The sequence below is a fragment of the Enterobacter cloacae complex sp. ECL411 genome, assembly GCF_021869665.1.
Lineage (GTDB): Bacteria > Pseudomonadota > Gammaproteobacteria > Enterobacterales > Enterobacteriaceae > Enterobacter > Enterobacter intestinihominis.
Genome location: NZ_CP091486.1, coordinates 2209412 through 2234776 on the forward strand (window position 1 = coordinate 2209412; position 25365 = coordinate 2234776).

General features: G+C 54.7%; 24 protein-coding genes. 14 read left to right on the top strand and 10 right to left on the bottom strand.

Annotated features, from left to right (window positions below; all coding sequences use genetic code 11):
- Window positions 1-119 precede the first annotated feature (119 nt).
- Both L3069_RS10550 and L3069_RS10555 read left to right on the top strand, forming a co-directional pair.
- A complete protein-coding gene (locus L3069_RS10550) occupies window positions 120-2285 on the top strand; it encodes a type I secretion system permease/ATPase (protein ID WP_022648065.1) in 2166 nt (721 codons plus the stop codon).
- Window positions 2282-3457, top strand: a complete 1176-nt coding sequence (locus tag L3069_RS10555) for an HlyD family type I secretion periplasmic adaptor subunit (RefSeq protein WP_038416026.1) — start codon at window positions 2282-2284, stop codon at window positions 3455-3457. Before L3069_RS10550 ends, L3069_RS10555 begins: the two co-directional genes overlap by 4 nt.
- Window positions 3458-3490: 33 nt before the next feature.
- Here the strand turns inward: L3069_RS10555 and L3069_RS10560 are convergent, their stop codons facing one another.
- Complete coding sequence (locus L3069_RS10560) at window positions 3491-4375, bottom strand: hypothetical protein (protein ID WP_023300064.1); 885 nt, start codon at window positions 4373-4375, stop codon at window positions 3491-3493.
- Between the two features lie 286 nt (window positions 4376-4661).
- Between L3069_RS10560 and L3069_RS10565 the strand changes: the two genes are divergently transcribed.
- Window positions 4662-6119 carry an EAL domain-containing protein gene (locus L3069_RS10565; protein ID WP_100167675.1) on the top strand — a complete coding sequence of 486 codons (1458 nt, stop codon included), beginning with the start codon at window positions 4662-4664 and terminating at the stop codon, window positions 6117-6119.
- Between the two features lie 85 nt (window positions 6120-6204).
- Here the strand turns inward: L3069_RS10565 and L3069_RS10570 are convergent, their stop codons facing one another.
- The 5 genes from L3069_RS10570 to L3069_RS10590 all read right to left on the bottom strand — a co-directional run bounded on the left by L3069_RS10570 (window position 6205) and on the right by L3069_RS10590 (window position 8415).
- Window positions 6205-6483 (bottom strand): biofilm development regulator YmgB/AriR family protein, encoded by a 279-nt coding sequence (locus tag L3069_RS10570; protein ID WP_075208094.1) that lies wholly within the window; start codon window positions 6481-6483, stop codon window positions 6205-6207.
- A gap of 23 nt (window positions 6484-6506) precedes the next feature.
- Window positions 6507-6806 carry a hypothetical protein gene (locus L3069_RS10575; RefSeq protein WP_023300066.1) on the bottom strand — a complete coding sequence of 100 codons (300 nt, stop codon included), beginning with the start codon at window positions 6804-6806 and terminating at the stop codon, window positions 6507-6509.
- 112 nt (window positions 6807-6918) lie between these two features.
- On the bottom strand, window positions 6919-7158 hold the full coding sequence (ycgZ, locus tag L3069_RS10580; RefSeq protein WP_003857265.1) for a regulatory protein YcgZ: 240 nt from the start codon (window positions 7156-7158) through the stop codon (window positions 6919-6921).
- 192 nt (window positions 7159-7350) lie between these two features.
- The gene (locus L3069_RS10585; protein WP_003857263.1) at window positions 7351-7623 is read right to left on the bottom strand and encodes a YqjD family protein; all 273 of its coding nucleotides are present in this window, start codon (window positions 7621-7623) and stop codon (window positions 7351-7353) included.
- A gap of 186 nt (window positions 7624-7809) precedes the next feature.
- Window positions 7810-8415, bottom strand: coding sequence for a hypothetical protein (locus L3069_RS10590; protein WP_038416028.1), 606 nt, complete (start codon window positions 8413-8415; stop codon window positions 7810-7812).
- A 243-nt stretch (window positions 8416-8658) separates the two neighbouring features.
- On the opposite strand from L3069_RS10590, the gene L3069_RS10595 reads away from it, so the two are divergent.
- From L3069_RS10595 to L3069_RS10605, 3 genes are all read left to right on the top strand, one after another.
- Window positions 8659-8934, top strand: coding sequence for a metal/formaldehyde-sensitive transcriptional repressor (locus L3069_RS10595; RefSeq protein ID WP_003857256.1), 276 nt, complete (start codon window positions 8659-8661; stop codon window positions 8932-8934).
- Window positions 8935-8966: 32 nt separating this feature from the next.
- Window positions 8967-10085, top strand: coding sequence for an S-(hydroxymethyl)glutathione dehydrogenase/class III alcohol dehydrogenase (locus L3069_RS10600; protein ID WP_017693450.1), 1119 nt, complete (start codon window positions 8967-8969; stop codon window positions 10083-10085).
- A gap of 159 nt (window positions 10086-10244) precedes the next feature.
- Window positions 10245-11933: a methyl-accepting chemotaxis protein gene (locus L3069_RS10605; RefSeq protein WP_038416029.1), complete on the top strand. Its 1689-nt coding sequence runs from the start codon at window positions 10245-10247 to the stop codon at window positions 11931-11933.
- A gap of 41 nt (window positions 11934-11974) precedes the next feature.
- Here L3069_RS10605 and L3069_RS10610 read toward each other — a convergent pair whose 3' ends face one another.
- Window positions 11975-12898, bottom strand: a complete 924-nt coding sequence (locus tag L3069_RS10610) for a LysR substrate-binding domain-containing protein (protein ID WP_038416030.1) — start codon at window positions 12896-12898, stop codon at window positions 11975-11977.
- A 227-nt stretch (window positions 12899-13125) separates the two neighbouring features.
- Between L3069_RS10610 and L3069_RS10615 the strand changes: the two genes are divergently transcribed.
- Window positions 13126-14469, top strand: a complete 1344-nt coding sequence (locus L3069_RS10615) for a VOC family protein (protein ID WP_022648074.1) — start codon at window positions 13126-13128, stop codon at window positions 14467-14469.
- Between the two features lie 42 nt (window positions 14470-14511).
- Complete coding sequence (locus tag L3069_RS10620; protein ID WP_038416031.1) at window positions 14512-16017, top strand: carboxylesterase/lipase family protein; 1506 nt, start codon at window positions 14512-14514, stop codon at window positions 16015-16017.
- Here the strand turns inward: L3069_RS10620 and L3069_RS10625 are convergent.
- Window positions 16004-16846 (bottom strand): LysR family transcriptional regulator, encoded by an 843-nt coding sequence (locus L3069_RS10625; RefSeq protein WP_038416032.1) that lies wholly within the window; start codon window positions 16844-16846, stop codon window positions 16004-16006. The two genes, L3069_RS10620 and L3069_RS10625, sit on opposite strands and share 14 nt — an antisense overlap.
- 113 nt (window positions 16847-16959) lie before the next feature.
- Between L3069_RS10625 and L3069_RS10630 the strand changes: the two genes are divergently transcribed.
- The 4 genes from L3069_RS10630 (at window position 16960) to rimL (ending at window position 21444) form a co-directional block, all read left to right on the top strand.
- Window positions 16960-18129, top strand: a complete 1170-nt coding sequence (locus tag L3069_RS10630) for a pyridoxal phosphate-dependent aminotransferase (protein WP_023306171.1) — start codon at window positions 16960-16962, stop codon at window positions 18127-18129.
- Between the two features lie 10 nt (window positions 18130-18139).
- Window positions 18140-18913 carry an ABC transporter substrate-binding protein gene (locus L3069_RS10635; protein WP_038416033.1) on the top strand — a complete coding sequence of 258 codons (774 nt, stop codon included), beginning with the start codon at window positions 18140-18142 and terminating at the stop codon, window positions 18911-18913.
- Window positions 18914-19143: 230 nt separating this feature from the next.
- Window positions 19144-20799 (top strand): glucan biosynthesis protein D, encoded by a 1656-nt coding sequence (locus L3069_RS10640; protein ID WP_032622222.1) that lies wholly within the window; start codon window positions 19144-19146, stop codon window positions 20797-20799.
- 105 nt (window positions 20800-20904) lie between these two features.
- A complete protein-coding gene (gene rimL, locus L3069_RS10645) occupies window positions 20905-21444 on the top strand; it encodes a 50S ribosomal protein L7/L12-serine acetyltransferase (protein ID WP_038416034.1) in 540 nt (179 codons plus the stop codon).
- Here rimL and ydcK read toward each other — a convergent pair.
- A complete protein-coding gene (gene ydcK, locus L3069_RS10650) occupies window positions 21439-22419 on the bottom strand; it encodes a YdcK family protein (protein ID WP_038416035.1) in 981 nt (326 codons plus the stop codon). The two genes, rimL and ydcK, sit on opposite strands and share 6 nt — an antisense overlap.
- A 121-nt stretch (window positions 22420-22540) precedes the next feature.
- Here ydcK and tehA point away from each other — a divergent pair, with 121 nt between their 5' ends.
- On the top strand, window positions 22541-23536 hold the full coding sequence (tehA, locus tag L3069_RS10655; RefSeq protein ID WP_038416036.1) for a dicarboxylate transporter/tellurite-resistance protein TehA: 996 nt from the start codon (window positions 22541-22543) through the stop codon (window positions 23534-23536).
- Window positions 23536-24129, top strand: coding sequence for a tellurite resistance methyltransferase TehB (gene tehB, locus L3069_RS10660; RefSeq protein ID WP_038416037.1), 594 nt, complete (start codon window positions 23536-23538; stop codon window positions 24127-24129). Before tehA ends, tehB begins: the two co-directional genes overlap by 1 nt.
- Here the strand turns inward: tehB and pepT are convergent.
- The gene (gene pepT / locus L3069_RS10665) at window positions 24126-25355 is read right to left on the bottom strand and encodes a peptidase T (RefSeq protein WP_038416038.1); all 1230 of its coding nucleotides are present in this window, start codon (window positions 25353-25355) and stop codon (window positions 24126-24128) included. The genes tehB and pepT overlap by 4 nt on opposite strands.
- Between the last annotated feature and the right edge of the window lie 10 nt (window positions 25356-25365).

Here is a 25365-nt window from a genome sequence, read left to right on the forward strand (position 1 = left end):
ATAACCCTCTATTTCACAAGATTATTTTGCGGGCTCGTTTAGGTAACGTTCGATTTCTAATCATCTCGCAAAGGTATCATTTCAGTGCGAAATCATCGCCCTGAACAGGACGTAGCATTATGAAGACACATCCACAGTACGAACCCTGGTTGCAGGGCATGCTCATCATCGCTAAGCACTATCGGCTGGATTTTTCGGCGGAGCATGTTCGGGTCACGATTAACCATGAAAGCCAGTCTTCGCGCCAGCTGGTGCTGGAGGAGATGGCGCGCCAGCTTGGGCTGGGGATGCGTTGGGTAGCGGCGGAAGCCGTATCGCTCGACCCGTGGCGCTTACCGCTGCTGGCGGAGTTCACCGGCGGGCAAATCGCGGTCATCAACCGTATGGACAATGAAGGGAACATCAGCGTGCAGTTCAGCGGCGACGGCGGCCTGGAGACGACGCTGACGCGTGACGAACTCGGTTCGCGGTTAAAAGGGCTGATGGTGCTGCGTCCCCTGGAGTCCACGCCGGATGCGCGCGTGGATGATTACATCAAACCCTATGAGAAAAACTGGTTCTGGCAGTTGGCGCTGAAAGACTGGCGTCGCTACAGCGACATTATGCTGGTGGCGCTGGTCGCCAACGTGCTGGCGCTCTCCGGCATGGTCTTTTCCATGCAGGTGTATGACAGGGTGGTGCCGTCCCAGTCGGAGGCCACGCTGTGGGTGCTGTTTGGGGGCGTGATGATCGCTATCGTGTTTGAATTCATCATGCGCATGCTGCGGGTGCATATTTCGGATGTGGTAGGGAAACGCGCCGACCTGCGTATTTCCGAGCGCGTGTTTGCCCACGCCCTGCGGATTAAAAACGGCGCACGGTCGAAATCGACCGGGTCGTTTATCGCCCAGATCCGCGAGCTGGAGTCGGTGCGGGAGCTGATCACCTCCACCACCATTGCAGCCATCTCCGATCTGCCGTTCTTCCTGCTGTTCGTCTTCATTCTGTGGATGATTGGCGGCCCGCTGGTGCTGGTGGTGCTGTTGGCCGTGCCGCTGCTGCTCATTCCCGGCCTGCTGGTGCAGCGCCCGCTGGGAAAACTCTCCAGCGAAGGGATGCGTGAATCGGCGATTCGTAACGCCACGCTGGTGGAAGCGGTGCAGGGGCTTGAGGACATCAAGCTGATGCGCGCCGAGCAGCGGTTCCAGAACCAGTGGAATAACACCAATGACGTTGCCGCCAGCGTCGGCATGAAACAGCGCTGGCTGACGGGGCTGCTGCTGACCTGGACCCAGGAGGTGCAATCTATCGTCTACGCCGTGGTGCTGCTGGTGGGCTGTTACCTGGTCATCAGCGGCGACATGACCACCGGTGCGCTGGTGGGCACCTCGATTCTGGCGTCCCGCACCATTGCGCCGCTGTCGCAGATTTCCGGCGTGCTCTCCCGCTGGCAGTCAGCAAAGGTGGCCCGCAAGGGACTGGATGACCTGATGCAGCGTCCGATTGACGATCCCCAGCACGGCAAAAAAGTGCATAAAGCCCACCTGCGCGGTGATTATCAGCTGGACGACGTCGGGTTTTATTACGACGAAGAAGAGAAGCTCACCGTGCTGAACGTCAGCAAACTGCGCATTCGCGCCGGGGAGCGCGTGGCGGTGCTCGGGCGGAATGGTTCGGGGAAAAGCACCTTACTGCACCTGCTGGCGGGAATGCAGGAGCCACAGCAGGGCAGCATTTTGCTGGACGATATTGCTCTTAATCATCTTGACCCGGCTGACGTACGCCGCGATATGCAGCTGCTCAGCCAGCAGGCGAGGCTGTTCTTCGGCTCCGTACGCGACAACATCCTGATGGGTAATCCGCTGGCGACAGACGAGGAAATTCATCAGGCGCTGGTCAACAGCGGCGCGCTGGAGTTTGTGCGCAAGCAGAAAATGGGGCTGAACACCATCATCAACGAGGGCGGAATGGGGCTTTCCGGCGGGCAACGTCAGGCGCTGCTGCTGGCCCGCGCGCTGATCACCTCGCCGAATATTCTGCTGCTGGATGAACCCACTGCCTGGCTGGATGAGGTCAGCGAGAAGCAGTTTATCCAGCATCTGCACCAGTGGCTCGGTAAGCGCCGGACGCTGGTGGTGGCGACGCATCGTCTGCCGATTCTGGACCTGGTTGACCGCATCATCGTGCTGGAAAACGGCAAAGTGGTGATGGATGGCCCTCGTGATGCCATTTTACGCCAGCACGGAATGGCCCCGCAGCAGGCGCCGCAGCGCACGGTTAAACTGAAAACGGAGGGCGTGGCATGAATGATTTCTCCCGCTTTAATAGCCGACTGAAGGAGCCCCGCCTGCCGCGATCGTCGCTGGTGGCATGGTCGCTGTTTGCCCTGCTGGTGGTGTTTATTACCTGGGCCAGCCTGTTCCAGCTGGATGAGGTCACTACGGGCAGTGGCAAGGTGATCCCGTCCTCCCACGAGCAGGTGATCCAGTCCCTGGAAGGGGGGATTATCCACAATCTGATGGTGCGCGAAGGCGATATCGTCGAGCGTGGTCAACAGCTTGCCCAACTGGACCGGACGAAAACCGAGTCCAGCGTGCTTGAGAGCGAGTCTCGATTAAATGCTGCGATGGCGACAGCCGCGCGTCTGAATGCTGAAGTGAACGACACCGGGCTGACATTCCCGGCAGAGCTGGATGACGACGTTGAGCTGGTTAAACAGGAAACGGCGCTTTACCAGTCTCGTCGCGAAAGCCTTGAAAAAGGGCTGGCGGGTTTACGCCAGGGAGCGGATCTCGTGCAGCGTGAACTGGCATTAACGCGCCCGCTGGTGACGCAGGGGGCAGCCAGTAAGGTCGAAGTCTTACGCCTTGAACGCCAAAAAAATGAGCTGGAGAGCAAAATCACCGAGATGAAAAACCAGTACTACGTTCGCGCCCGCGAAGAACTGGCGAAAGCGAACGCGGAAATCGAAGCGCAGCGTTCGGTGATGAAAGGGCGCGAAGACTCACTCACCCGCTTAACGTTTAATGCGCCGGTGCGTGGCATCGTGAAAGACATTGACGTGACGACGGTTGGCGGGGTGATCCCGCCGAACGGCAAACTGATGAGCCTGGTACCGCTTGATGACCAGATGGTGATAGAAGCGAAAATCTCGCCGCGCGATGTCGCGTTTATCCATCCCGGGCAAAAAGCGCTGGTGAAAATCACCGCTTATGACTACTCCATTTACGGCGGGCTGGAGGGGGAGGTGACGATGATTTCACCGGATACCCTTCAGGACGAGGTGAAACGGGATGTTTATTATTATCGCGTTTATATCCGTACAGACAGTAACCATCTGACTAACCAGCAGGGCAAGGAATTCCCGGTGTTTCCGGGCATGATAGCTACGGTTGATATCAAAACCGGCAGTAAATCCGTCATTGATTATCTGCTGAAACCGTTAAATAAGGCAAAAGAGGCGCTGCGCGAGCGATAAAAAAGGCGTTCAGCAAGCCGAACGCCCGTCAGATCAGAGTGTAGACGTCATGTTGACAGCATGGCGTCGTTCTTTTGGTACCACATTGATGTAATGTGTGACATAGGCAAAATATAAACCGGCATAATTTTCGACAAGTTCGATAAATGCCGGGTAAATGGACATCCGGCCATCGCCGCGATCTTTAAGATAACCTGCCTCCTGTGCCGATTTGATAATGCGGTTGACGTGAATACGCGAGACGAAAAATTCTTTTGCAAGTGTGCTGGCTGAATACGCTATAATGGCACCGTATGCTGTTTTGTTTTTAATGGCCTGCAAATAGAGATAGAGCATAATCATCCGACCACCATCCTTATCAATAAATAAACCCACCTCCGGAAGTACTTTACTGAATGTTAATCCGCGGAAAAGGTATTCTGCGGCGCGCCGGAAAAAGTTGTGCCTGAGTGTGTCATTGTCCAGAAGATTAACATTAATGTTGAATGTCGGATAAAGAATGCTAACAGGCGTGAACGCCCCGGACATATAGCGTTTAAGCTCATCCAGTCCTTTTTCCGTAGGCGCGATTTTTGTTTTTCGCCGATCTTCGGTACAGCGCCAGGTCTTAATTCGCCCGGTGGTTTTAAGTATGGTGATGATCGCAATAACGCTGTTAGGGCTGGCGATATTATAGCGTGAGCACAGTGCCTTAATCTCCGAGACCGACTCAGCCTGATTGCCAAAAACAAAACAACATATTGAGAGTATTATATTGAACCGTGATTCCTGAAGCATCGTTTTGTAGAACAGGGGTTGTTTTTTATAAATGGCGTCATTGATTCTGTAGTGTTCTATTATAGCTTCACTAAATCGCGGGTTGTTTTTAATGACATCCCGTCGATGTAGCAAAGCTCTGGATGAGATGTGATTATCCATAGCATTTTCTCTTTTTTGTCTGAGCCGATGAGAAGAAGTATCCGGACTTCTTTTTCGGAATTTTTATTATACCTTGAGAAAGTCCTGGTTACTGTTGTTATATGAAAAGAAAATGATATTTATGCTGCATATGGATGAGTCGGTTGATTAACGCAAAGATGTTCATGTGCATAACATTGATAACGGTTTATTAACCAAATGGGGTGCGGTAAAATTATTCAATGCGACAAGGAGTATTGGCTTTAATTACATATGGGAATGATGTTTGTATTCTCAGGAGCAGGTTATGTCTCAAAATTTACCTTCTGTGCAAGGTACTTGCTACAAGCAACGGTTTGTTATTTCAGCCTGCGGTTTCACCTTTGAAGGGTATAGCCTGCTTCTGAAATCTCGAGGCGTACACGCCACGCGACTCCATTTTGAAGAGGATGAAATATGTTCCGTTGACGTTGAAAAAATGATGGAAAATCAATCGCCCGAGGTTTCGGTTTTCCTTGGTCGTGACGTTGCTACTTTTCTTGAAAGCCTGAAGCGCTTGGTATCCGTTCTGAATGCACTGCCGGTGATTTGCAGGGTCACCCTGTATGGTGCACTACCTGAGCGATGGCTTAATGCAACGTTGAGAAGTCTCGTTAATAATACAAAAAAGCTTTCCACGATCAGGGTAGAGAATATTACAGAAATAATGGGCTTTGTAAAAAATGAGACAGATGAGCGTGCTGGCCCTTCACGCTTGTTGCGTAACGTACCGGACAAGGAGGGTAAAGAAAATTTGCATGGGTTAACACATCGCGAGTTAACCGTGCTACTGAATTTCTATCGGGGTATTTCCATAAAAGAGCAGAGTAAGAGGTTAGGGCTGTCAGATAAAACTATTTATACCCATCGCAAGGTGGGTTTGGGTAAATTATATATTATCAGAGTATGGTTTAGCGACTCTCGCGTTTTCAGAGATGAGGTTTGTGCAGTAAAAAATAAAACAAAAGTGTTTTCGGAAACGGAAATAGATATATTACAAGCGTTACATAAACGGGAAATCTTTGCAGCTTATCAAATTATCACTGATAGTGATAAAAAAGGAGTTGGATTTGAAATCCTGCTGCGCTGGCATAAAAAAGGTGAGATCCTGAAGCCAACCTATTTTCTGGGAGGGATAAAAAATAGTGAAATATGGCTCAAGCTAACGGCGTTAGTCATCCATGCGGCCGTATCAGGTATCAATAAATACAATGGAAAATATTATTTTTCAGTTAACATTCCTCCTCAACTTGCTTCGGGGAACGCGCTGCCGGGGATGGCCAAAAAGGCCGTCGAAATGTTACTCAAACCGCAGTGGGCCGGGAAACTAGTCTTTGAACTAGCTAAAACGATTGACGTAACAAAGGATAAAAATATTCCCGAAACACTCCAGCGTTTACGCGCCGAGGGATGTCGGCTTTTTCTGGATGACTGTTTTTCAAAATATCATGCTATGCTGCCCATCAGATTGATTAATGTTGATGGACTAAAGCTTGATCGCGATATTGTTGAGCACTTTGTGGCTAACGACAAAGACTATAGCATTATTAAAGCGATACAGGTTTACAGCGACATGACGGGGACCGAATGCGTTGCGGAAGGCGTCGATAGCGAAGAAAAATTTGAAAAACTTGTCGCGTTAGGGGTTAAGCGATTCCAGGGTTATTATCTTTCCCGCGCGGTTAAAGAAGAAGAGTTGGATCGAATGGTACGGCTATTTAGTTAACGGCTTCACTATGCTGGTGGTCCGACAGACTACAGTATTCGACCACCAGTAAAAAACACTCACTCACCGTCGCAATAGTGTATTCTCAGATATCATCACGCGTAAAGCCGACAACAATTTCAAGTGTGTTGCGAATGACATCGCAGGCTTCAGGCTCCTCGGTAATTTCAAGGGCGTGAATCAGTTGCAGGATGATCTCTTTATTCGAAAGGTTGTCACCGGTCAGCATAATACAGCGTATTGCCGAGCCTAACACTTCAACTTCACCACTGAGATGCTTTCCAGCATTAAGAAAGTGTTCCGCCAGTCCTTTATCGTGCAGGGCTTCAAAATTATACGTCTGGTGCATAGTCGCTTTACTCATGGTGGTCACCGTCTCGGTTAAAATTAGTGTTTCTTATTTGGGCTCAGAAGCGTGTTGTGAGTAAAGAGAGAGCGCATGCGGCCAATATCATAATCGCCCATCACTCTTCCCCGGTCGTGCGATACGCCGGTTACACGCTGGCGCACTTCATCTTCAGCGGCAATCAATGCATTTTTACGCTCATCATTTGATTCAACGTTAGCCATCGCCAGCAGGCGATTAGCAAGAGACGCAAAGGTAATAGGTCCGTTCTCTTTCAGTATGGATAATACGGCCTCACCGATAAGGTCATCCTTAAGTCGTTCAAATTTAGTTCTATGCATAGCTTAATCTCACTCTGCTACACGCGGCTGTAGCATGGGGTTAGTCATCGCATCCAGATGCTCTATTCTCACTCAGCATGACTAACTTAGTAAGTTAAAAACAGTGTTCAGGTTAACGCTCGAAGAAGAGGGCTATCAAACCGTTATAGTGCGCTTTCTCAACGTCAGACGTTGATTCTTCAATTCTACGCAACAGCTTTGTACAAATTGTCATTCTGCTCAGTTGTACATTTTCTTTGATGATCTCACTGACGATGGCACCAAGGGTTTCCTGCTGTGTTGGGACATTATCCTTGTTAAAATACAAGGTTATAGCGCTTTCTGCTGTAGAGGGAGCATGGTTGCGACGCATAATTTTCCACCGTTGACAAACAATTTTGTAACATCACTGGCATCGAATTTATACTATCCGATCAAATCTGTACATCTAAATTGTACAAGTTTTTTCGTGCAGTTCGGGGATTTGTCAGAAGAACTATCAAAATTAGGGGGGAAGAGAGGGAGAAAAACGTGGGGAAAAGAAAAGGCCCCGGAGGGCCTGAAATTATTTCCGTCCCAGCAGAAGTCCCAGAACGATGCCTACCGCACCCGCAGCGATTAAGCCCGTTAACGGGTTATTTCTGACGGCTTCAGTAACATCCGAGACGGCATCACTGGCCTGGGCAGCATATTTTTTCGCTGCACCTTTCACCTGATGTTTAGGGGAATCAACGAATTCACCAAACTGCTGCTGCGCAGAGCCGGATAATTCATCAAGTTTGTTTTTGGCTTTATCGCCAGCGTATTGTGCATTTTTATCAGTGTCGAAATCAGACATTCCAGCCTCCTTTTGTTGATAGTCTAAGCATAGACGCTGATGGCAAGAGTGAGAGAGAATTCGCTGAAATCGACGCCTGAGTACCTCTTTTTAGGATATGTCTTTCTTACATGTCCACCATAACGCCCTAAGGATGGAGTGGATAAATATTTCCCTCGCCGTCTCTGTCTACGTAGCGGGAAGAGACTATTTCTCTCGTGCGTTAGCGCGAAAGGTAATGTAATAGCCAAGGGATGCGGCCAGGCACAGCATATAGCCGAACGATTCCGAACCTTCCTCCACGGCGTTTTTCACGACACGCATATAGTCATGTTCCAGAATGGCGTGCCACAGCACTTGCATCCCAAAGAGACGGGAGAAGACCAGTACAGCCAGCAGGCCGCTCAACAGAATACCGTACCAGGGGGATTGCGTGTATTTTGCCAGCTGTTCCAGGGTAGTGCGAAAATGCATAACGGGGCGAATTATAGCCAGCAGAGCGGTAATCAGCGCGAACCACACCCAACTCCCATGAGAAATGAGGTCAAAAAGCGCGTCCAGTTCACGAATTAACATCGTCAGGAAAAAACCGCCAACCAGTATATTACAGTAACCCATGGATTCTTCCATTTTCGCCAGACGAAAATGGAGAAACACGATAGTCGCTAATACCGTTTCCTGCATGATTTCGGTCAGTGATAATTCCGGAATATCATGGCCGACAAACCGCATATCAACCCAAAGACAAAGAATAATAAGCGCGCATGCGACCGCCGCGCCAACAAAGAATAAAAAGCTCTTTAGTACAATCATTAACACCACCATTTTGTTTGTAGCAGTATGTTAGGTGACGAGAATGTTATTTCTGTTCACATCGTGCCATATAAGTGCTGAATTTTAACATTACGAGCTAAATAGGATTCGTAGCGGCCAGAATAAACCCTAAATATCTTTTGTTCCTTGCCGGCGATGTGCTCATTGCAGCGTCTCTATCTTGTGGTTTACAGAGCAATAACATACGAGGTACCATACCCCCCTATAGTATCAGGAGGGCGTATGCCGCATTCACCCGAAGATAAAAAACGTATTCTGACCCGCGTCCGCCGCATTCGAGGCCAGGTTGATGCCCTTGAACGCGCCCTGGAGTCGGGCGATCCCTGTCTCGCCATTCTGCAGCAAATAGCCGCCGTGCGCGGTGCTGCCAATGGCCTGATGGGTGAAATGGTTGAAATTCACCTCAAAGATGAGCTGGTGACGGGGGAGACCACCCCGGATCAGCGGGCAGTGCGGATGGCGGAAGTCGGCCATTTGCTGCGCTCTTATCTAAAATAAACCCACACACCTCACAACAAGGGAAAGACATCATGAAATCTCGCGCAGCTGTCGCGTTCGGCCCAGGCCAGCCGCTGAAAATCGTTGAAATTGATGTTGCTCCGCCGAAGAAAGGCGAAGTGCTGATCAAAATTACTCACACCGGCGTCTGCCATACCGATGCGTTTACCCTGTCCGGTGACGATCCGGAAGGCGTATTCCCGGCGGTGCTCGGCCACGAAGGGGGCGGTGTGGTGGTGGAAGTGGGTGAAGGCGTTACCAGCCTGAAGCCCGGCGACCATGTGATCCCGCTCTACACCGCAGAGTGCGGCGAGTGTAAGTTCTGCAAATCCGGCAAAACTAATCTCTGTCAGGCCGTGCGCGCCACGCAGGGCAAAGGTCTTATGCCGGACGGTACCACCCGTTTCTCCTATAACGGCGAGCCAATCTATCACTACATGGGGACCAGCACCTTCAGCGAATACACGGTGTGCGCCGAGATCTCACTGGCGAAAGTGAATCCGCAGGCCCCGCTGGATAAAGTCTGTCTGCTCGGCTGCGGTGTCACCACCGGTATCGGCGCGGTGCATAACACGGCGAAAGTGAAAGAGGGTGATACCGTGGCGGTGTTCGGCCTGGGCGGGATCGGTCTGGCGGTCATCCAGGGCGCGGTACAGGCGAAAGCTGGGCGTATCATTGCTGTGGATACCAACCCGGAGAAATTTAAGCTCGCAGGTGAGATGGGTGCGACCGACTTCATCAACCCGAAAGACTACGACAAACCGGTTCAGGACGTGATCGTTGAGCTGACCGACGGCGGCGTGGATTTCAGCTTCGAATGTATCGGCAACGTCAACGTGATGCGCTCAGCGCTGGAGTGCTGCCACAAAGGCTGGGGTGAGAGCATCATTATCGGTGTGGCCGGCGCGGGTCAGGAGATTAAAACCCGTCCCTTCCAGCTGGTGACAGGGCGCGTATGGCGCGGGTCGGCATTTGGCGGCGTGAAAGGCCGTACACAGCTGCCGGGCATGGTTGAAGATGCGATGGTCGGCAAAATTCAGCTCGACCCGTTCATTACGCACCGCCTGCCGCTGGAGCAGATCAACGAAGCTTTCGATCTGATGCACGAAGGAAAATCCATTCGTACCGTCATCCATTTCGGCGACAACTGATTATTCTGCCAGCGGTTTTTCCCGCTGGCATTTCTTCCCTGATCTTCTCTAAAGTGTGACCTGTCTGGCGCTTTTAGGCGTAATCTAATTCCCCGCTGTGCCGATGACTCTTTTACAGGCGTGTTTTTACGCATCTTACCTATAAGAGAGTCGACGGTCATGGACAACACAACATCGATGCAGGCGCAGCACAAGCTGAGTTTCTTGCATCACATCCGGCTGGTTCCGCTGTTTTCCTCCATTCTCGGTGGCATTATTCTCCTGTTTGCCTTGAGCTCGGGTCTGGCAGGCTATTTCCTGCTCCAGGCCGATAACGATCAGCAGGATGTCACAGCAGAAATCCAGGTGCGCACCGGTCTGTCAAACAGTTCCAACCATTTACGCACCGCCCGTATCAACATGATCCACGCGGGGGCGGCGAGCCGCATCGCGGAGATGGAGGCGATGAAGCAAAACATCGCTGAGGCTGAGACCCGCATCAGGCAGTCGCAGGATGGATTTGCCGCCTATATGAAGCGCACCGTTCGCACTCAGGCTGATGAAGCGCTGGATGGCGATCTGAAAGCCCGCTATGACGCCTACATCGCCGGTATGCAGCCGATGCTGAAATATGCCAAAAACGGCATGTTTGAAGCCATTATCAACCATGAAAATGAGACCGCGCGTCCGCTGGACGATGCCTATAACGCGGTGCTGCTGAAGGCGATAAAAATCCGCACCGAACGCGCCAACGCACTGACGGCGCAGGCTCACACCCGCACCCGGCTGGGGCTGATGTTTATGTTCGGCGCGTTTGGCCTGGCGCTGGCGCTGGCGGTGATCACCTTTGTGGTGCTGCGCCGTACTGTGATAAACCCGCTTCAGCGAGCCGCTACGCGTATCGAAAATATCGCAAAAGGCGATTTAACCATGCCGGACGAACCGACCGGGCGCAGCGAAATTGGCCGCCTGACGCGCGATCTGCAAACAATGCAGCACGCGCTGGTGGCAACCGTGGGCACGGTGCGGCAGGGGGCGGAGGAGATTTACCGTGGAACCAGCGAGATCTCCGCGGGTAATACCGATCTCTCATCCCGAACCGAACAGCAGGCGGCGGCCATCGAACAGACGGCGGCCAGCATGGAACAGCTCACCGCGACGGTGAAGCAAAACGCCGATAACGCGCATCATGCGAGTAAACTTGCAGAAGATGCCTCCGGTAAGGCCAGCCGCGGGGGGCAGATGGTCTCCGGCGTGGTGAAAACCATGGGTAATATTTCCACCAGCTCGAAGAAGATCTCTGAAATTACCGCCGTGATTAACAGCATCGCGTTCCAGACCAATATTCTCGCGCTCAATGCGGCGGTCGAGGCGGCGCGTGCGGGTGAACAGGGACGCGGCTTTGCGGTCGTGGCGAGTGAAGTCCGCACCCTGGCAAGCCGCAGCGCGAACGCGGCGAAAGAGATTGAAAGCCTGATTAATGAATCGGTATCGCTTATCGATCAGGGTTCCGGGGAGGTGGTTGCGGCGGGCAATACCATGAATGAGATCGTCGAGGCGGTTAAACGCGTCACCGATATTATGCTGGAGATTGCGGCCGCGTCTGATGAGCAGAGCCGCGGCATTGTTCAGGTGAGCCAGGCGATTTCCGAGATGGATAAGGTGACGCAGCAGAATGCCTCGCTGGTGGAAGAAGCCTCTGCGGCGGCGGCCTCGCTGGAAGAGCAGGGCGCGCGTCTGACGGAAGCCGTTGGCGCGTTTCGTCTCAATGGGGCACGAGCAGGAAGGACTGCTGCCGCAACCGCAGCAAAACCCGCGCCTTTAACCCCGGCGGCGGCTGTCTCAGGTGATAACTGGGAAACGTTCTGAGTAAGACAGACCCGCCCTCGCGGCGGGTTCTGCGTTTAGGGTCAGAGAGGCATTGACTTACGAATGGCGCTTAACAGCGTTTGGGCGCCTTCAGAGAGCGGGGCATCTACCCGCGTCAGGATCCCAATGGGTTCTCCTGCGCCGGGTGAGGTTACCGGCAGCGCGGTGAGCACGCCGCGTCGCAGATCGTCCTTCACCGCGCCGGACGGCACAAACCACACGTAGTCATAATCCACCGTCAGCTGGCGCGAAAGAGACGCCGAGAGCGTTTCAATACACCCTGAAGGCAGCGTGCAGCCCTGCATTTGCAGCAACGCTTCCGCATTCTGACGCGGAACCGTTCCTTTCGGGGAGACTACCACCGGCCACTCCATTACGCGGCTTAAGGTGACTGTATCCTGCAGCAGGGGATGATTCGGACGCACGACCAGCTTCAGTGATTCCAGGAACAGCAGCTCGTAATTCAGGCCGCTCATCAGTTCCGGATCGGACATCCGGCCAATGCCCAGATCGAGCTCCCCTGACTTCAGGCCCGCCAGCAGCATGGTGTTATTCATGGTCGCGACCTGAAGCGTGGCGTGCTTTTGCTGGCGGTGGAACTGGCCGATCGCCGCAGGCAATATGCCCAGCGCCGCCGTTGGCAGTGCCCCCACGCGCACGATGTCTCTGGCCTGCTCTTCTTTACGGTTTAAGGCCTGACCGGCGGTATTGAGGGCATCAAGAACTTTAACGGCATGCGTCAGGAACTGTTCGCCTACGAGCGTAAGCTGAGCGCCCAGACGGCCGCGGTCGAACAGACGGGTTCCGGTAAGCTGTTCCAGTTCGTTCAGCGTTTTGGATAGTGCAGGCTGACTAAGGTTAAGGGTTTCAGCCGCTCGCCCCAGCGTTCCCTGTTGAGCGACGGCCACAAATGTATGCAAATGGCGCAAGCGTATGCGCTGACTGAACAGACCATTTTTTTCCATAGGCGATGTTAAAAACAGAGCGACGCGGGTGACAAGTTAAGTTGTTTGAATTTGATAACCTGATAGCAAAATATTTTTAACATTTGATCTATTTGAGTTACAACTGTTTTTCGAAAACGCCCATGCTTTGACCACTCGTCTGCCTGGATCACAATTTGTAAATTCTTCCCAACGAAAAGAACGGGCTTCTCTACACTCCAGGTAGTATTCACTGGAGGCATGACATCATGGCGAACACCATCACGGCTGATGATATTCGGGAACACTTTTCGCAGGCTATGTCGGCGATGTACCAGCAGGAAGTTCCGCAGTACGGCACCTTGCTGGAACTGGTGGCGGACGTTAACCTGGCGGTTCTGGAAAATAACCCACTTTTACATGAACAACTGGCAAATGCAGACGAACTGGCGCGCCTGAATGTTGAACGTCACGGTGCGATCCGCGTTGGCACCGCGCAGGAGCTTTCCACCCTGCGCCGGATCTTCGCCATTATGGGCATGTACCCGGTCAGCTACTACGATCTCTCCCAGGCGGGCGTGCCCGTCCACTCGACGGCGTTTCGTCCGACTGACGATGCGGCGCTCTGCCGTAATCCGTTTCGCATTTTTACCTCGCTGCTGCGCCTGGAGCTGATTGAAAACGTTGCGCTGCGCGAAAGGGCGGCAGAGATCCTCTCCCGGCGCAACATCTTTACGCCGCGCTGCCTGGACCTGATCGACCTGCATGATGTACAGGGACACTTTACCGAGGCACAGGCGCGCGAATTTGTGCAGGAAGCCTTAGAAACCTTCCGCTGGCATCGCCATGCGACGGTCGATCAGGAAACCTATCTGGCGCTTAGCAACGAACATCGCCTGATAGCCGACGTGGTCTGTTTCCCGGGGTGCCATATCAACCATCTCACGCCGCGCACGCTGGATATCGACCGGGTACAGGAACTGATGCCGAAGTATGGCATTGAGCCGAAAATCCTGATTGAAGGCCCGCCGCGCCGCGAGGTGCCGATCCTCCTGCGCCAGACCAGCTTTAAGGCGCTGGAAGAGCCGGTGCTTTTCGCGGGAGAACACAAGGGTACGCATACCGCGCGTTTCGGTGAGATTGAGCAGCGGGGCGTGGCCCTTACGCCGAAAGGGCGCGAGCTGTACGACCGTCTGTTAAATCAGGCCGGGACCGGCAAAGACAACCTGACCCATCAGCTTCACCTGCGCGAGATCTTCAGCACCTTCCCGGACAGCGAAATGTTCCTGCGCCGTCAGGGGCTGGCTTATTTCCGCTACCGTCTGACTCCGACAGGTGAGGCGCATCGCCACGCGTTTCGTCCCGGCGACGATCCGCAGCCGCTGATCGAACGCGGCTGGGTTGTGGCGCAGCCGATCACCTATGAGGATTTTCTGCCCGTCAGCGCTGCGGGGATTTTCCAGTCGAATCTTGGCAATGAAACGCAGGCGCGCAGCCACGGCAATGCCAGCCGCAATGCCTTCGAAGCCGCGCTCGGCTGTGCGGTGTACGACGAGTTTACGCTTTACGAGGAGGCGGAAGCGCGCAGCAAACAGCGTTGCGGTTTGCTCTGAAACCGTTACTCTGCAGGGGTGTGATGGAAAAAGAAGGTTGGTATGGAAAATCCCTCCGCCCCTGTGGTTGAAACGCGCCAGGGCGCACTAATTGGTTCTACTGAAGGCGATACCCATGTGTGGTGTGGCATTCCTTATGCGGCACCGCCGGTTGGCCCGTGGCGCTGGCGCTCCCCACGCCCCCCTGCACGCTGGGATGGCGTGCGTCCGGCGACGGCGTTCTCCGCCTCCAGCTGGCAGAGCAGCGAAAGCTGTCAGGAGCTGGGCGGCGGCGATCCTGGCCAGTTCTCTGAAGACTGCCTGTACCTTAACGTCTGGTCGCCAGTCGCACGCGCCGATCCGCTTCCGGTGATGGTCTGGCTGCACGGCGGAGGATTTACCCTCGGCGCTGGCGGTCTGCCTCCGTATAACGGCAGGGCGCTGGCGAAGCGCGGCACGGTGGTGGTGACAATTAATTACCGTCTCGGACACCTCGGCTTTTTTGCCCATCCGGCGCTGGAAGGGGAAGAAGAACGCGTGGTGCATAACTTTGCGCTGCTCGATCAGATCCAGGCCCTGGAATGGGTGCGCGATAACATTGCCGCGTTCGGCGGCGATCCTGAGAACATCACCGTATTTGGCGAGTCGGCCGGTGCGCGCAGCGTGCTGTCGCTGATGGCTTCTCCGCTTGCGGGAAGACTGTTCCATAAAGCCATTGTGCAAAGCGGGTACACGCTGCCCGACACCCCGCGCGAGCAGGCCATGCATAAAGGCGAAGTGATTGCTGCCCATTTTGGCCTGCAAAATGCCACCGCGGAACAGCTTCGCGCGATCCCGCCTGAGGCGTTCTGGCCGCTGACCTCGCCACTGAATATCGCCCCTGCGCCCATCGTGGGTGACTGCGTTTTGCCTGAGGCCATGCTCGATGTCTTTTTCGCTGCCCGTCAGCATTCAGTACCGGTGATGATTGGGTCAAACAGCGACGAAGCCAGCGTGATGTCGGTGTTCGGGGTCGATCTTGCCGGGCAGATCCAGAAGCTCCGTCGCGAGCGGCGCTTTGGCCTGGGGCTGATCAAGCTGCTTTATCCGGGCGTGAAGGGCGATGAGGAACTCGGCAGGCAGGTTTGCCGCGACATGGCCTTTACCACCATGGGATACGTGGTGATGCAGGCGCAGCAGCGGGCAGGCGGCCTGTGCTGGCGATACTGGTTTGATTATGTGGCCGAAGCGGAGCACGCGACGTATACCAACGGCGCCTGGCACGGTAACGAAGTGCCCTACGTGTTCGATACCCTTGGGCAGGTGGAACCCTCGCGGCAGTATGTAAACGAACGCGATCTGGCCTTCGCCGCTCAGGTGGCGGACTACTGGGTGAGCTTCGCCCGGGATGCGGGAGCACGCGATAGCCTGGTGGGGCCCTCACGCTGGCCCGCCTGCCGGAAAGGGCGGGACGTGTTGTTGCGCATCGGTGTGAATAAACATGCAGGTTTTCGGCTTGAAAACCGTTTTATGCGTGCCCGTATGAGCCTCTTCAAACGGGTAATGAAACACCACGTCAGCCTCGACTGAGCAGACAGGCACGAAACGCATCCAGCCCGTTCTCCGGGTCGGGTGCGTCGCGTAACACCAGCCGGTAGGTCGCCCCCGTCTTTATGCTCGTATCATAAGGCCGCATCAGCCGTCCGGCGCGCACGTCCTCCTCCACCAGCGTTTCATCCGCAATGGCGATGCCCAGCCCCTGAATGGCGGCGGTAATGGCCAGATCCATGGTTTCAAAGTGTTGATTTTTGAGCATAGCTTGCGCCGGACGCGGCTGTTTCGCCAGCCACAGCGTCCAGTCCGTTTTGTCCCGCGTGGGGTGAAGGAAGGTGAGTGTGTCCAGCGCAGAACCGGCCCGCAGCGGGCTCATCACCGGGGTTAAGGCCTCTTCGAACAGCAGAACGCCGGCGCTCATGTGCGTTCCAAACACAATCGCCGCGTCATAGGATTCGGTTTTGAAATTGACGTTATGATCGGTGGTAGTGGTCAGCGCAATCTGGAGTTCCGGCTGTTCGCGCTCGACCTGTAACAGACGCGGTACCAGCCAGCGCATCGCGCAGGTAGGCGCTTTCAGACGAATTACGGTCTGGTGCGTCCGCGCCTGTTCAGCAACGTTAAGCAGGTGCTCAAACGCAGATTGCAGTTCCGGCAGCAGGGCGCTTCCCTGTGAAGAAAGACGCAGGCCGCGAGCATGGCGTTCGAACAGCGGGAAGCCGAACCAGCTTTCCAGCGAGGCAATTTTGCGGCTTACCGCCCCCTGCGTCAGACAAAGCTCCTTCGCGGCATGGGTAAGATTCAGGTGACGCGCGGTCACGATAAACGTCTCTACGGCATTAAGCGGAAATGAACGACGCGACATATCTCACCTTAGCTATGCGTTTTTGTCATGGCTATTATGACAACAATTCGATTGTCCCGGCAATCAAGTTATTGTTTGAATAGTTATGCATTCACCACGAGAAGGGACAGAGGATGACTTTGAAAACGCCGGTGCAGACCCGCTCTAAATTGCCCGATGTAGGAACCACCATTTTTACCGTTATCGGCCAGCTTTCAGCCCGGCATAACGCCATCAACCTTTCTCAGGGTGCGCCGAATTTTTCCTGCGACCCAAAACTTATCTCCGGCGTCACTCGCGCCATGGAGTCAGGGCATAACCAGTATGCCTCCATGACCGGGCTTCAACCGCTCAGAGAGCGCATCGCGGACAAAATTGCCACGCTCTATGGCACCCGCTATGACCCGGCGAGTGAGGTACTGGTGACCGCCAGCGCGAGCGAAGGGCTTTACTCAGCCATCAGCGGGCTGGTTCATCCTGGCGATGAGGTGATCTATTTCGAGCCCTCCTTTGACAGCTATGCGCCGATTGTCCGTCTGCAGGGGGCGACGCCGATCGCTATTAAGCTGACGGTACCGGATTTTGCCGTGAACTGGGATGAAGTACGCGCGGCTATTACCCCACGCACGCGGATGATCATCGTCAATACGCCGCACAACCCGAGCGGACAGGTGTTTTCAGCCGCCGATCTGCACCAGCTGGCAGCGCTGACGCGCCACACCGACATCATCATTTTGTCTGACGAAGTGTACGAGCACGTCGTTTTTGATGGCGAACCGCATCACGGGATGGCGACGCACCCGCAACTGGCGGAGCGCAGCGTGATTATTTCTTCTTTCGGAAAAACCTATCACGTCACCGGCTGGCGCGTGGGTTATTGTGTGGCGCCCGCGGAGCTGATGGATGAAATATGTAAGGTCCATCAATTTTTAATGTTCTCGGCCGATACGCCGATGCAGTACGCGTTTGCCGAACACATGACCGATCCGCAAACCTGGCTGTCGCTGGCGGCGTTTTATCAGCGCAAGCGCGATCTGCTGCAAAGTTTGCTCGCCGACTCACCGTTCAGGCTGCTTCCGAGTGCCGGTTCGTTTTTCCTGCTTGCGGATTACAGCGGCTTTAGCGACGAGCGCGACAGCGAGATGGTGAAAAGGCTGATTGTTGAGTACGGGGTTGCCACCATTCCGCTGTCAGCGTTTTATGCCGATGGCACGGATAATAAACTGATCCGTCTCTCTTTTGCGAAAGATGAGGCGACGTTACGGGCAGGTGCCCAGGCCCTTTGTCGGGTTACACCACGTTAAGGAATTTGAGATGAAATTACGCGCGTTAGTTGTCGGCATAGGACTGCTGTGTTCATTCTCGTCGTTTGCTGCTACCGAGTTGCGATACGGGCTGGAAGCGGAATATCCGCCGTTTGAAAGCCGCAATGCCTCAGGGGAGCTGGAAGGATTTGACGTAGAACTGGGAAATGCCATCTGTAAAGCCGCCGCGCTGAAGTGCAGCTGGGTAGAAACCTCGTTTGATGCGTTGATTCCCGGTCTGGTGGCGAAAAAGTTCGACGCCATAAACTCGGCGATGAACATCACCGAACAGCGTCGTAAGAGCATTGATTTTACCCAGCCCATCTACCGTATTCCCTCCCAGCTGGTGGGCAAAGCTGGTTCTGCGGTAGAGGCCACGCCGGAAGGGCTGAAGGGCAAAACCATCGGCGTTCTCCAGGGTTCAATTCAGGAAACCTACGCCAAAGAGCACTGGGAAAAGCACGGTGTCACCGTGGTGTCTTATAAAGATCAGAATATGGCCTGGGGAGATCTGCTGAATGGCCGCATCGATGCCTCGCTGGTCATGTCAGCGGCCGGGCAGGCAGGTTTCCTCAGCAAGCCGCAGGGTAAAGGGTTTGGCTTTATCGGCAAACCGGTGTCGGACGACACCATCCTCGGCAGTGGGATCGGCTTTGGGCTGCGTAAGGGGGATGAGGCCACCAAAAAGCAGCTTGATGCCGCAATTGATAAAGTACGTGCCGACGGCACGATCGCTAAACTGGCTGATAAGTACTTCCCGGGTATCGATGTCAGCGTAAAATAACCGCCTCGTTGGTCCCGGCTGTTGATGTCCAGCCGGGACTCTTTTATACATAACTTTACCCCTTTTTCAGGCCGTTCTGGTCGACAGAAAATATTTCTCGGTTTGTTCAGATAATCATCCGCCAACAATTGGATTCTTAACCGTTTTTGTTTAGGCTGTGCGTTCTTTCTTGCCGTCATTTCGCTGCGCGCGAAACTCATTCACACGACCATAAGGACGTTTTCTCAGGCATGAATCGCAGACGTTTTCTCAAAGGTTCCCTGGCAATGGCTGCCCTGAGCGGCACTTCTGGCCTTGCTTCTCTGTTTTCCCAGGCGGCGTATGCTGCTGACTCCGACATTGCCGACGGTCAGAGCCGTCGCTTTGACTTCTCTGTTCTGCAATCCATGGCGCACGATCTGGCGAAAACCCCGTGGGGTGGTGCGCCGCGTCCGCTGCCGGAAACGCTGGCCACCATGACGCCGCAGGCGTACAACGCCATCCGTTACGATGAGAAACAGTCGCTGTGGAATAACATTGAAGGCCGTCAGCTGGACGCCCAGTTCTTCCATATGGGGATGGGGTTCCGCCGCCGCGTGCGCATGTTCTCGCTGGATCAAAGCACCTCTCAGGCGCGTGAGATCCACTTCCGTCCAGAGTTGTTCAGCTACGGCGATACGGGCGTGGATACCAAACAGCTTGAAGGTCAGAGCGACCTCGGCTTCGCCGGATTCCGCGTCTTTAAAGCGCCCGAACTGGCGCGACGCGATATCGTTTCGTTCCTGGGCGCGAGCTACTTCCGCGCAGTGGATGATACCTACCAGTACGGCCTTTCCGCGCGCGGGCTGGCGGTGGATACCTTTACTGACACCCCGGAAGAGTTCCCGGATTTCACCTCCTTCTGGTTTGAAACCGTTAAGCCGGGCGATACCACCTTTACCGTCTATGCGCTGCTGGACAGCCCGAGCATTACCGGTGCCTATAAGTTTGTGATCCACTGTGAGAAGAGCCAGGTGATCATGGACGTCGAAAACCATCTCTATGCGCGCAAAGACATCAAGCAGCTCGGCATCGCGCCGATGACCAGCATGTTCAGCTGCGGCAACAACGAACGCCGCATGTGCGACACCATTCATCCGCAGATCCACGATTCAGACCGCCTGGCAATGTGGCGCGGTAACGGAGAGTGGATCTGCCGACCGCTGAACAACCCGCAAAAGCTGCAATTTAACGCTTATCTGGATAAAAACCCGAAAGGCTTTGGTTTGTTGCAGCTTGACCGTGACTTCTCCCATTATCAGGACGTCATGGGCTGGTATAACAAGCGACCAAGCCTGTGGGTCGAGCCGCGCAACAACTGGGGTAAAGGATCCATCGCCCTGATGGAGATCCCGACAACCGGCGAGACGCTCGATAACGTGGTCTGCTTCTGGCAGCCGGAGAAACCGGTGCAGGCGGGTGATGAACTGGACTTCAAATACCGTCTCTACTGGAGCGCGCAGCCGCCGGTGCGTTCACCGCTGGCAAACGTCTACGCTACCCGTACCGGTATGGGCGGCTTCCCGGAGGGCTGGGCGCCGGGTGAAAATTACCCGAAAGTGTGGGCCCGTCGCTTTGCCATCGACTTCGTCGGGGGCGATTTGAAGGCCGCCGCACCGAAGGGCATTGAGCCGGTGATCACCCTGTCCAGCGGTGAAGCGAAGCAGGTGGAGATCCTCTACGTCGAGCCGTTCGACGGGTATCGCATTCTGTTTGACTGGTACCCAACCTCTGACTCCACCGAGCCGGTCGATATGCGTCTGTTCCTGCGCTGTCAGGGCGACGCCATCAGCGAGACCTGGCTGTACCAGTATTTCCCGCCCGCGCCGGACAAACGTAACTACGTTGACGATCGGATCATGCGTTAGTCCTTATGGGTTTGTGCCGGGTGGCGGCTTCGCCTTACCCGGCCTGATCCGGACGCATTTGTAGGCCGGGTAAGCGTTAGCGCCACCCGGCAATTAAGAGGCACTATGTCTTCAGAAATTATCCCCGTAACCCAGGAAATCGAGCTTCGCGCCGTCGAAGAGCGCTATACCACCGATCTGCATAACCTCGTTATTAAAAACAAAACCTGGCTGCAAACCGCCTTCGACTGGGCGCAGCATGTCGGCACTGAGGAGGACACGCACCGTAACGTGCAGAGCAACCAGATGCTGCACCAGCGCGGCTACGCCAAAATGTTCCTGATTTTCATGAAGGACGAGCTGGTGGGCGTGCTTTCTTTTAACGCGATAGAGCCTGCGAATAAGGCCGGGTACATCGGCTACTGGCTTGACAAAGCGCATCAGGGGCAGGGCATTCTCTCTCAGGCGCTACAGGCGTTTATGCGCTATTACGTTGAGCGCGGCGAGATCCGCCGCTTTGTGATCAAATGTCGCGTGGCTAACCATAACAGTAACCGCGTGGCGCAGCGCAACGGTTTTACGCTGGAAGGTTGTTTGCGGGAAGCGGAAATGCTCAATGGCCGCTTCGATGACGTAAACCTGTACGCCAGGTTATTCCCGCTATAGCGCCCCCAGCAGCGGCGTCCGGGTGATCCGCGTGTCACCGTTGATCACTTTGGCTCCCCGGACGTGAATGCTTTCACCCTCCAGCGCCTCGATCGCCGCATCGTCTGTCATCTCCACCTGATGCTCAATCAGGACATCGCCGCTGATACGCGCTCGCCCCTGAATAACGACCTTGTCATCAATCAGGATCGGCCCGCCGCGTAACCACGCCTCGCCACCAATCAATACGTGGTGTTTAATCACGCAGTTACCTTCGACGAGGGCGTTTTCCGCGACCTGTGAACTGTACCGCACGGTCGGGATCGCATCATCCTCTAAACCGGCCAGCAGGCGGGCGTTGCCGTACACTTTGGCGCAGTCGCACACCCAGACGTTATTAAGCGCGTTGCCCTCAAGAATGGCGCGGTCAAACACCTCCGCGCGGTGCTCAACAAAGGCCCAGGTCACCATGGCATCGCCGTAGATTTGCGCCTGATGCACAATACGCGACTGGCTGACCGTGGCTCTGTCGTAAATCTGCAGGATCTGCTCACGGTCGGGTGTCAGCCCTTTGGCTGCAATCACCACGCTGTTATGCAGCACCCGCGCGTCACCCGCGATACGGCATTCCCCGCGTACGGTGGAGTGCTGGATAGTGACGTTGTCACTTATTGCCGCGCCGTGACTCACCTCTGCCGCGTCAAGCCAGCTGTTGCCGCCTATGTGTGCGCGGTGGCTTACGATGCAGGGTTGGGTGAGGTGGGCGTTGCCGGATATCCTGGCCCCGGCAAACACCACGCTGTTTTCATCATAAACCCAGCAATCCCCGTCCTGGGCGAGCGCGTGTTCATCCTCAACCCAACCACCTTTTGTCCCGCTGGTCACATCGTTAAAATCCTTTGCGGCAATTATCTGTCTGAGTAGGGTTGTGCACGGCGTTGATCCGTCCTGCCAGCGCCAGAGACGGGTTTCATTGCTAAGCCTGTATTTTGTCATCGTGTTTTCCCTGAAAAGCCATTCACTAAACGTAGCAAACTTTTGGCGTTTCGAAGTGCTGGCGTCTGCACGGTAAACCCCTTAAAATGGCATTTAAAATACATTTTAAAGTTTAAAAAAAATGCATAACCAAGACCAACGCGTTCTTAACTTGCCCGCCGGGTATTTCGGTATGGTTCTGGGTACCATAGGTATGGGGTTCGCCTGGCGTTATGCCGGTACTATCTGGCCGGTGACGCGCTGGCCGGGCGAGATCCTGGTGGCGCTGGCGGTGGCGATCTGGTTCCTGCTGAGCGTGGCGTTTCTTACCCGTGCGGTATGGTTTCCATATAGCGTACTGGCCGAGATGCGGCATCCGGTAATGAGCAGTTTTGTCAGCCTGTTTCCTGCCACAACGCTACTGGTGGCCATTGGCTTTGTGCCGTGGTGCCGACCGGTGTCGCTGGTGCTGTTTAGCGTAGGCGTGGTGATCCAGCTTGCGTATGCCGCCTGGCAAAGCGCCGGGCTGTGGCGCGGTAAGCATCCGGAAGAGGCCACGACGCCGGGACTGTATCTGCCGACGGTGGCGAACAATTTTATCAGCGCCATGGCCTGCGGTGCGCTGGGTTTCCACGATGCGGGGCTGGTGTTCCTTGGTGCCGGGGTCTTTTCCTGGCTGAGCCTCGAGCCGGTCATTCTGCAACGCCTGCGCAGCGCGGGCGAAATGCCCGCGGCGCTTCGTACTTCGCTCGGGATCCAGCTTGCGCCTGCCCTGGTGGCCTGTAGCGCCTGGTTTAGCGTCAACGGCGGCGAAGCGGACACCTTCGCCAAAATGCTTTTCGGCTATGGTCTGTTGCAACTCCTGTTTATGCTGCGTCTGATGCCGTGGTATCTGTCGCAGCCGTTCAACGTGTCGTTCTGGAGCTTCTCGTTCGGGGTGTCGGCGCTGGCGACCACCGGTTTACATCTGGGGCAGAGCAGTCCGTCAGGGTTCTTTCATGCCCTCGCGGTTCCCCTGTTTATTTTCACCAACATCATCATCGCGATGCTGCTGGTCCGTACTTTTATCTTGCTGATGCAGGGCAAACTTCTGGTGCGCGCTGATAAGGCACTGCTAATGCAATCTGAGGAAAAATAATGACTGTCGATGAAAACTACTTTACTGAGAAATATGGGCTGACCCGCACGCACTCAGAGGTCCTGCTCAGCGCGGACATTGTTAAGCCGGGAAAAACGCTCGATCTCGGTTGCGGAAATGGCCGTAACAGCCTCTACCTCGCTGCCAACGGCTATGACGTGACGGCGTGGGACAAAAACCCGATGAGCATCGATAACATCGAGCGCATTAAGGCGGCGGAAGGGATCGCGAATCTGCAAACGGCGATAAAGGACCTGAACAACCTGACTTTTGACGGCGAATACGACTTTATTCTTTCCACCGTCGTGTTGATGTTTCTCGAAGCGAAAACCATCCCTGGTCTTATCGCCAATATGCAGCGTTGCACTATACCAGGCGGCTATAACCTGATCGTTGCCGCCATGGATACGGAGGACTATCCGTGTACCGTCGGTTTCCCGTTTGCCTTCAAGACCGGTGAACTGAGCCACTACTACGAAGGCTGGGAGCTGATCAAGTACAACGAAGAGGTGGGGGAACTCCACCGTACCGATGCCTACGGGAACCGAATCAAGCTGCGCTTCGCCACCATGTTCGCACGCAAGCCCGCTTAACGCGCGGCCAGCAGACAGAGTTGCAGGGCCGTGCGACAGGAGGCCTCGAACGACGACAGCGGTAAAAACTCAAACTTTGAGTGGAAGTTATGGGCGCCGGTGAAGAAGTTCGGGGTGAGCAAGCCTTTGGCTGACAGGGCCGCCCCGTCCGTGCCACCGCGCATGGGGATCGGTTTTGGGGTGATACCGAGCGATTCCATCGCCTCGAACATCAGGTCGATCGCGCGGCGGTCTTCGCCAATCGCATTGCTGATATTGCTGTAGGTATCTTCAATGCGATACTCCACGTTTGCCGTGGGATGCTGCGCAGCAATCCGCGCTGCCACATCGGCAATTTGCTGCTTGCGGGCGGCAAAACCCTCTTTGTCAAAATCACGAATGTTGGCTTTCAGCACCGCTTCGTTTTGCCCGGCCTGGATGCCGTTAAACCAGATATAACCTTCGCGCCCCTCGGTGCATTCCGGGGTTTGCTGGCGATCGAAATGGCAGATGAAATCCGTTGCCATCAGCAGCGGGTTGACCAGCACCCCTTTGGCGGACATCGGGTGCGCCGTGACGCCGGTAAAGCGAATTTCAGCCGCCGCCGCGTTAAAGTTCTCGTAAACAATTTCCCCCAGCTCGCAGCAGTCGATGGTCCAGGCAAAATCGACGTCGAAGCGCTTCAAATCCAGCGCTTTCGCGCCACAGAGACCAATCTCTTCATCGGGCACAAACGCCACCACAATATCGCCATGCTTATGTTCAGCGGTGAGGTTTTCCAGCACCGTCATGACCACGGTGACGGCCGCTTTATTATCTGCGCCTAATACGCTGGTTCCGTCGCTGAAAATAATCTCCTCATCAGGATAAGCCAGAATTTCCGGGTGCTCATTTACGCGCAACCAAATATCTTTTTCTTTATTCAGGCAGAGATCATCTCCCGTAAAGGTTAATATTTGTGGATGAATATCCGGGGATAAACCGACGTCAACGGTATCGATATGGGTAATAAAACCAATCCGCGGCGCGCCGGGAATATTGCCTTTTTTTACGGCGGTAACGGTGGCGAACTCATCAATCACAATATCGTCTAACCCCAGCGTTTCCAGCTCCTTCGCCAGCTCCCGCGCCATGTCGTGCTGGCCCGGGGTGGAGGGCAGGGTTTTGACTTTCGGGTCGCTCTGGCTGGTGATGGCGAGATAGCGGAAAAAGCGTTGGGTTAATTGTCTGGAGAGTTCTGAGCCCATAGTGTTTCCT

What these genes read in the sequence shown, in the direction of transcription:
- tehA (WP_038416036.1), top strand. Translation starts at nt 22,541, where the DNA reads ATGCATAACCAAGACCAACGCGTTCTTAACTTGCCCGCCGGGTATTTC.
- L3069_RS10575 (WP_023300066.1), bottom strand. Translation starts at nt 6,806, where the DNA reads ATGCATAGAACTAAATTTGAACGACTTAAGGATGACCTTATCGGTGAG.
- ycgZ (WP_003857265.1), bottom strand. Translation starts at nt 7,158, where the DNA reads ATGCGTCGCAACCATGCTCCCTCTACAGCAGAAAGCGCTATAACCTTG.
- L3069_RS10555 (WP_038416026.1), top strand. Translation starts at nt 2,282, where the DNA reads ATGAATGATTTCTCCCGCTTTAATAGCCGACTGAAGGAGCCCCGCCTG.
- tehB (WP_038416037.1), top strand. Translation starts at nt 23,536, where the DNA reads ATGACTGTCGATGAAAACTACTTTACTGAGAAATATGGGCTGACCCGC.
- L3069_RS10630 (WP_023306171.1), top strand. Translation starts at nt 16,960, where the DNA reads ATGACTTTGAAAACGCCGGTGCAGACCCGCTCTAAATTGCCCGATGTA.
- L3069_RS10590 (WP_038416028.1), bottom strand. Translation starts at nt 8,415, where the DNA reads ATGATTGTACTAAAGAGCTTTTTATTCTTTGTTGGCGCGGCGGTCGCA.
- L3069_RS10640 (WP_032622222.1), top strand. Translation starts at nt 19,144, where the DNA reads ATGAATCGCAGACGTTTTCTCAAAGGTTCCCTGGCAATGGCTGCCCTG.
- L3069_RS10560 (WP_023300064.1), bottom strand. Translation starts at nt 4,375, where the DNA reads ATGGATAATCACATCTCATCCAGAGCTTTGCTACATCGACGGGATGTC.
- L3069_RS10625 (WP_038416032.1), bottom strand. Translation starts at nt 16,846, where the DNA reads ATGTCGCGTCGTTCATTTCCGCTTAATGCCGTAGAGACGTTTATCGTG.
- L3069_RS10615 (WP_022648074.1), top strand. Translation starts at nt 13,126, where the DNA reads ATGGCGAACACCATCACGGCTGATGATATTCGGGAACACTTTTCGCAG.
- pepT (WP_038416038.1), bottom strand. Translation starts at nt 25,355, where the DNA reads ATGGGCTCAGAACTCTCCAGACAATTAACCCAACGCTTTTTCCGCTAT.
- L3069_RS10600 (WP_017693450.1), top strand. Translation starts at nt 8,967, where the DNA reads ATGAAATCTCGCGCAGCTGTCGCGTTCGGCCCAGGCCAGCCGCTGAAA.
- L3069_RS10550 (WP_022648065.1), top strand. Translation starts at nt 120, where the DNA reads ATGAAGACACATCCACAGTACGAACCCTGGTTGCAGGGCATGCTCATC.
- ydcK (WP_038416035.1), bottom strand. Translation starts at nt 22,419, where the DNA reads ATGACAAAATACAGGCTTAGCAATGAAACCCGTCTCTGGCGCTGGCAG.
- L3069_RS10570 (WP_075208094.1), bottom strand. Translation starts at nt 6,483, where the DNA reads ATGAGTAAAGCGACTATGCACCAGACGTATAATTTTGAAGCCCTGCAC.
- L3069_RS10635 (WP_038416033.1), top strand. Translation starts at nt 18,140, where the DNA reads ATGAAATTACGCGCGTTAGTTGTCGGCATAGGACTGCTGTGTTCATTC.
- L3069_RS10605 (WP_038416029.1), top strand. Translation starts at nt 10,245, where the DNA reads ATGGACAACACAACATCGATGCAGGCGCAGCACAAGCTGAGTTTCTTG.
- L3069_RS10565 (WP_100167675.1), top strand. Translation starts at nt 4,662, where the DNA reads ATGTCTCAAAATTTACCTTCTGTGCAAGGTACTTGCTACAAGCAACGG.
- L3069_RS10595 (WP_003857256.1), top strand. Translation starts at nt 8,659, where the DNA reads ATGCCGCATTCACCCGAAGATAAAAAACGTATTCTGACCCGCGTCCGC.
- rimL (WP_038416034.1), top strand. Translation starts at nt 20,905, where the DNA reads ATGTCTTCAGAAATTATCCCCGTAACCCAGGAAATCGAGCTTCGCGCC.
- L3069_RS10620 (WP_038416031.1), top strand. Translation starts at nt 14,512, where the DNA reads ATGGAAAATCCCTCCGCCCCTGTGGTTGAAACGCGCCAGGGCGCACTA.
- L3069_RS10610 (WP_038416030.1), bottom strand. Translation starts at nt 12,898, where the DNA reads ATGGAAAAAAATGGTCTGTTCAGTCAGCGCATACGCTTGCGCCATTTG.
- L3069_RS10585 (WP_003857263.1), bottom strand. Translation starts at nt 7,623, where the DNA reads ATGTCTGATTTCGACACTGATAAAAATGCACAATACGCTGGCGATAAA.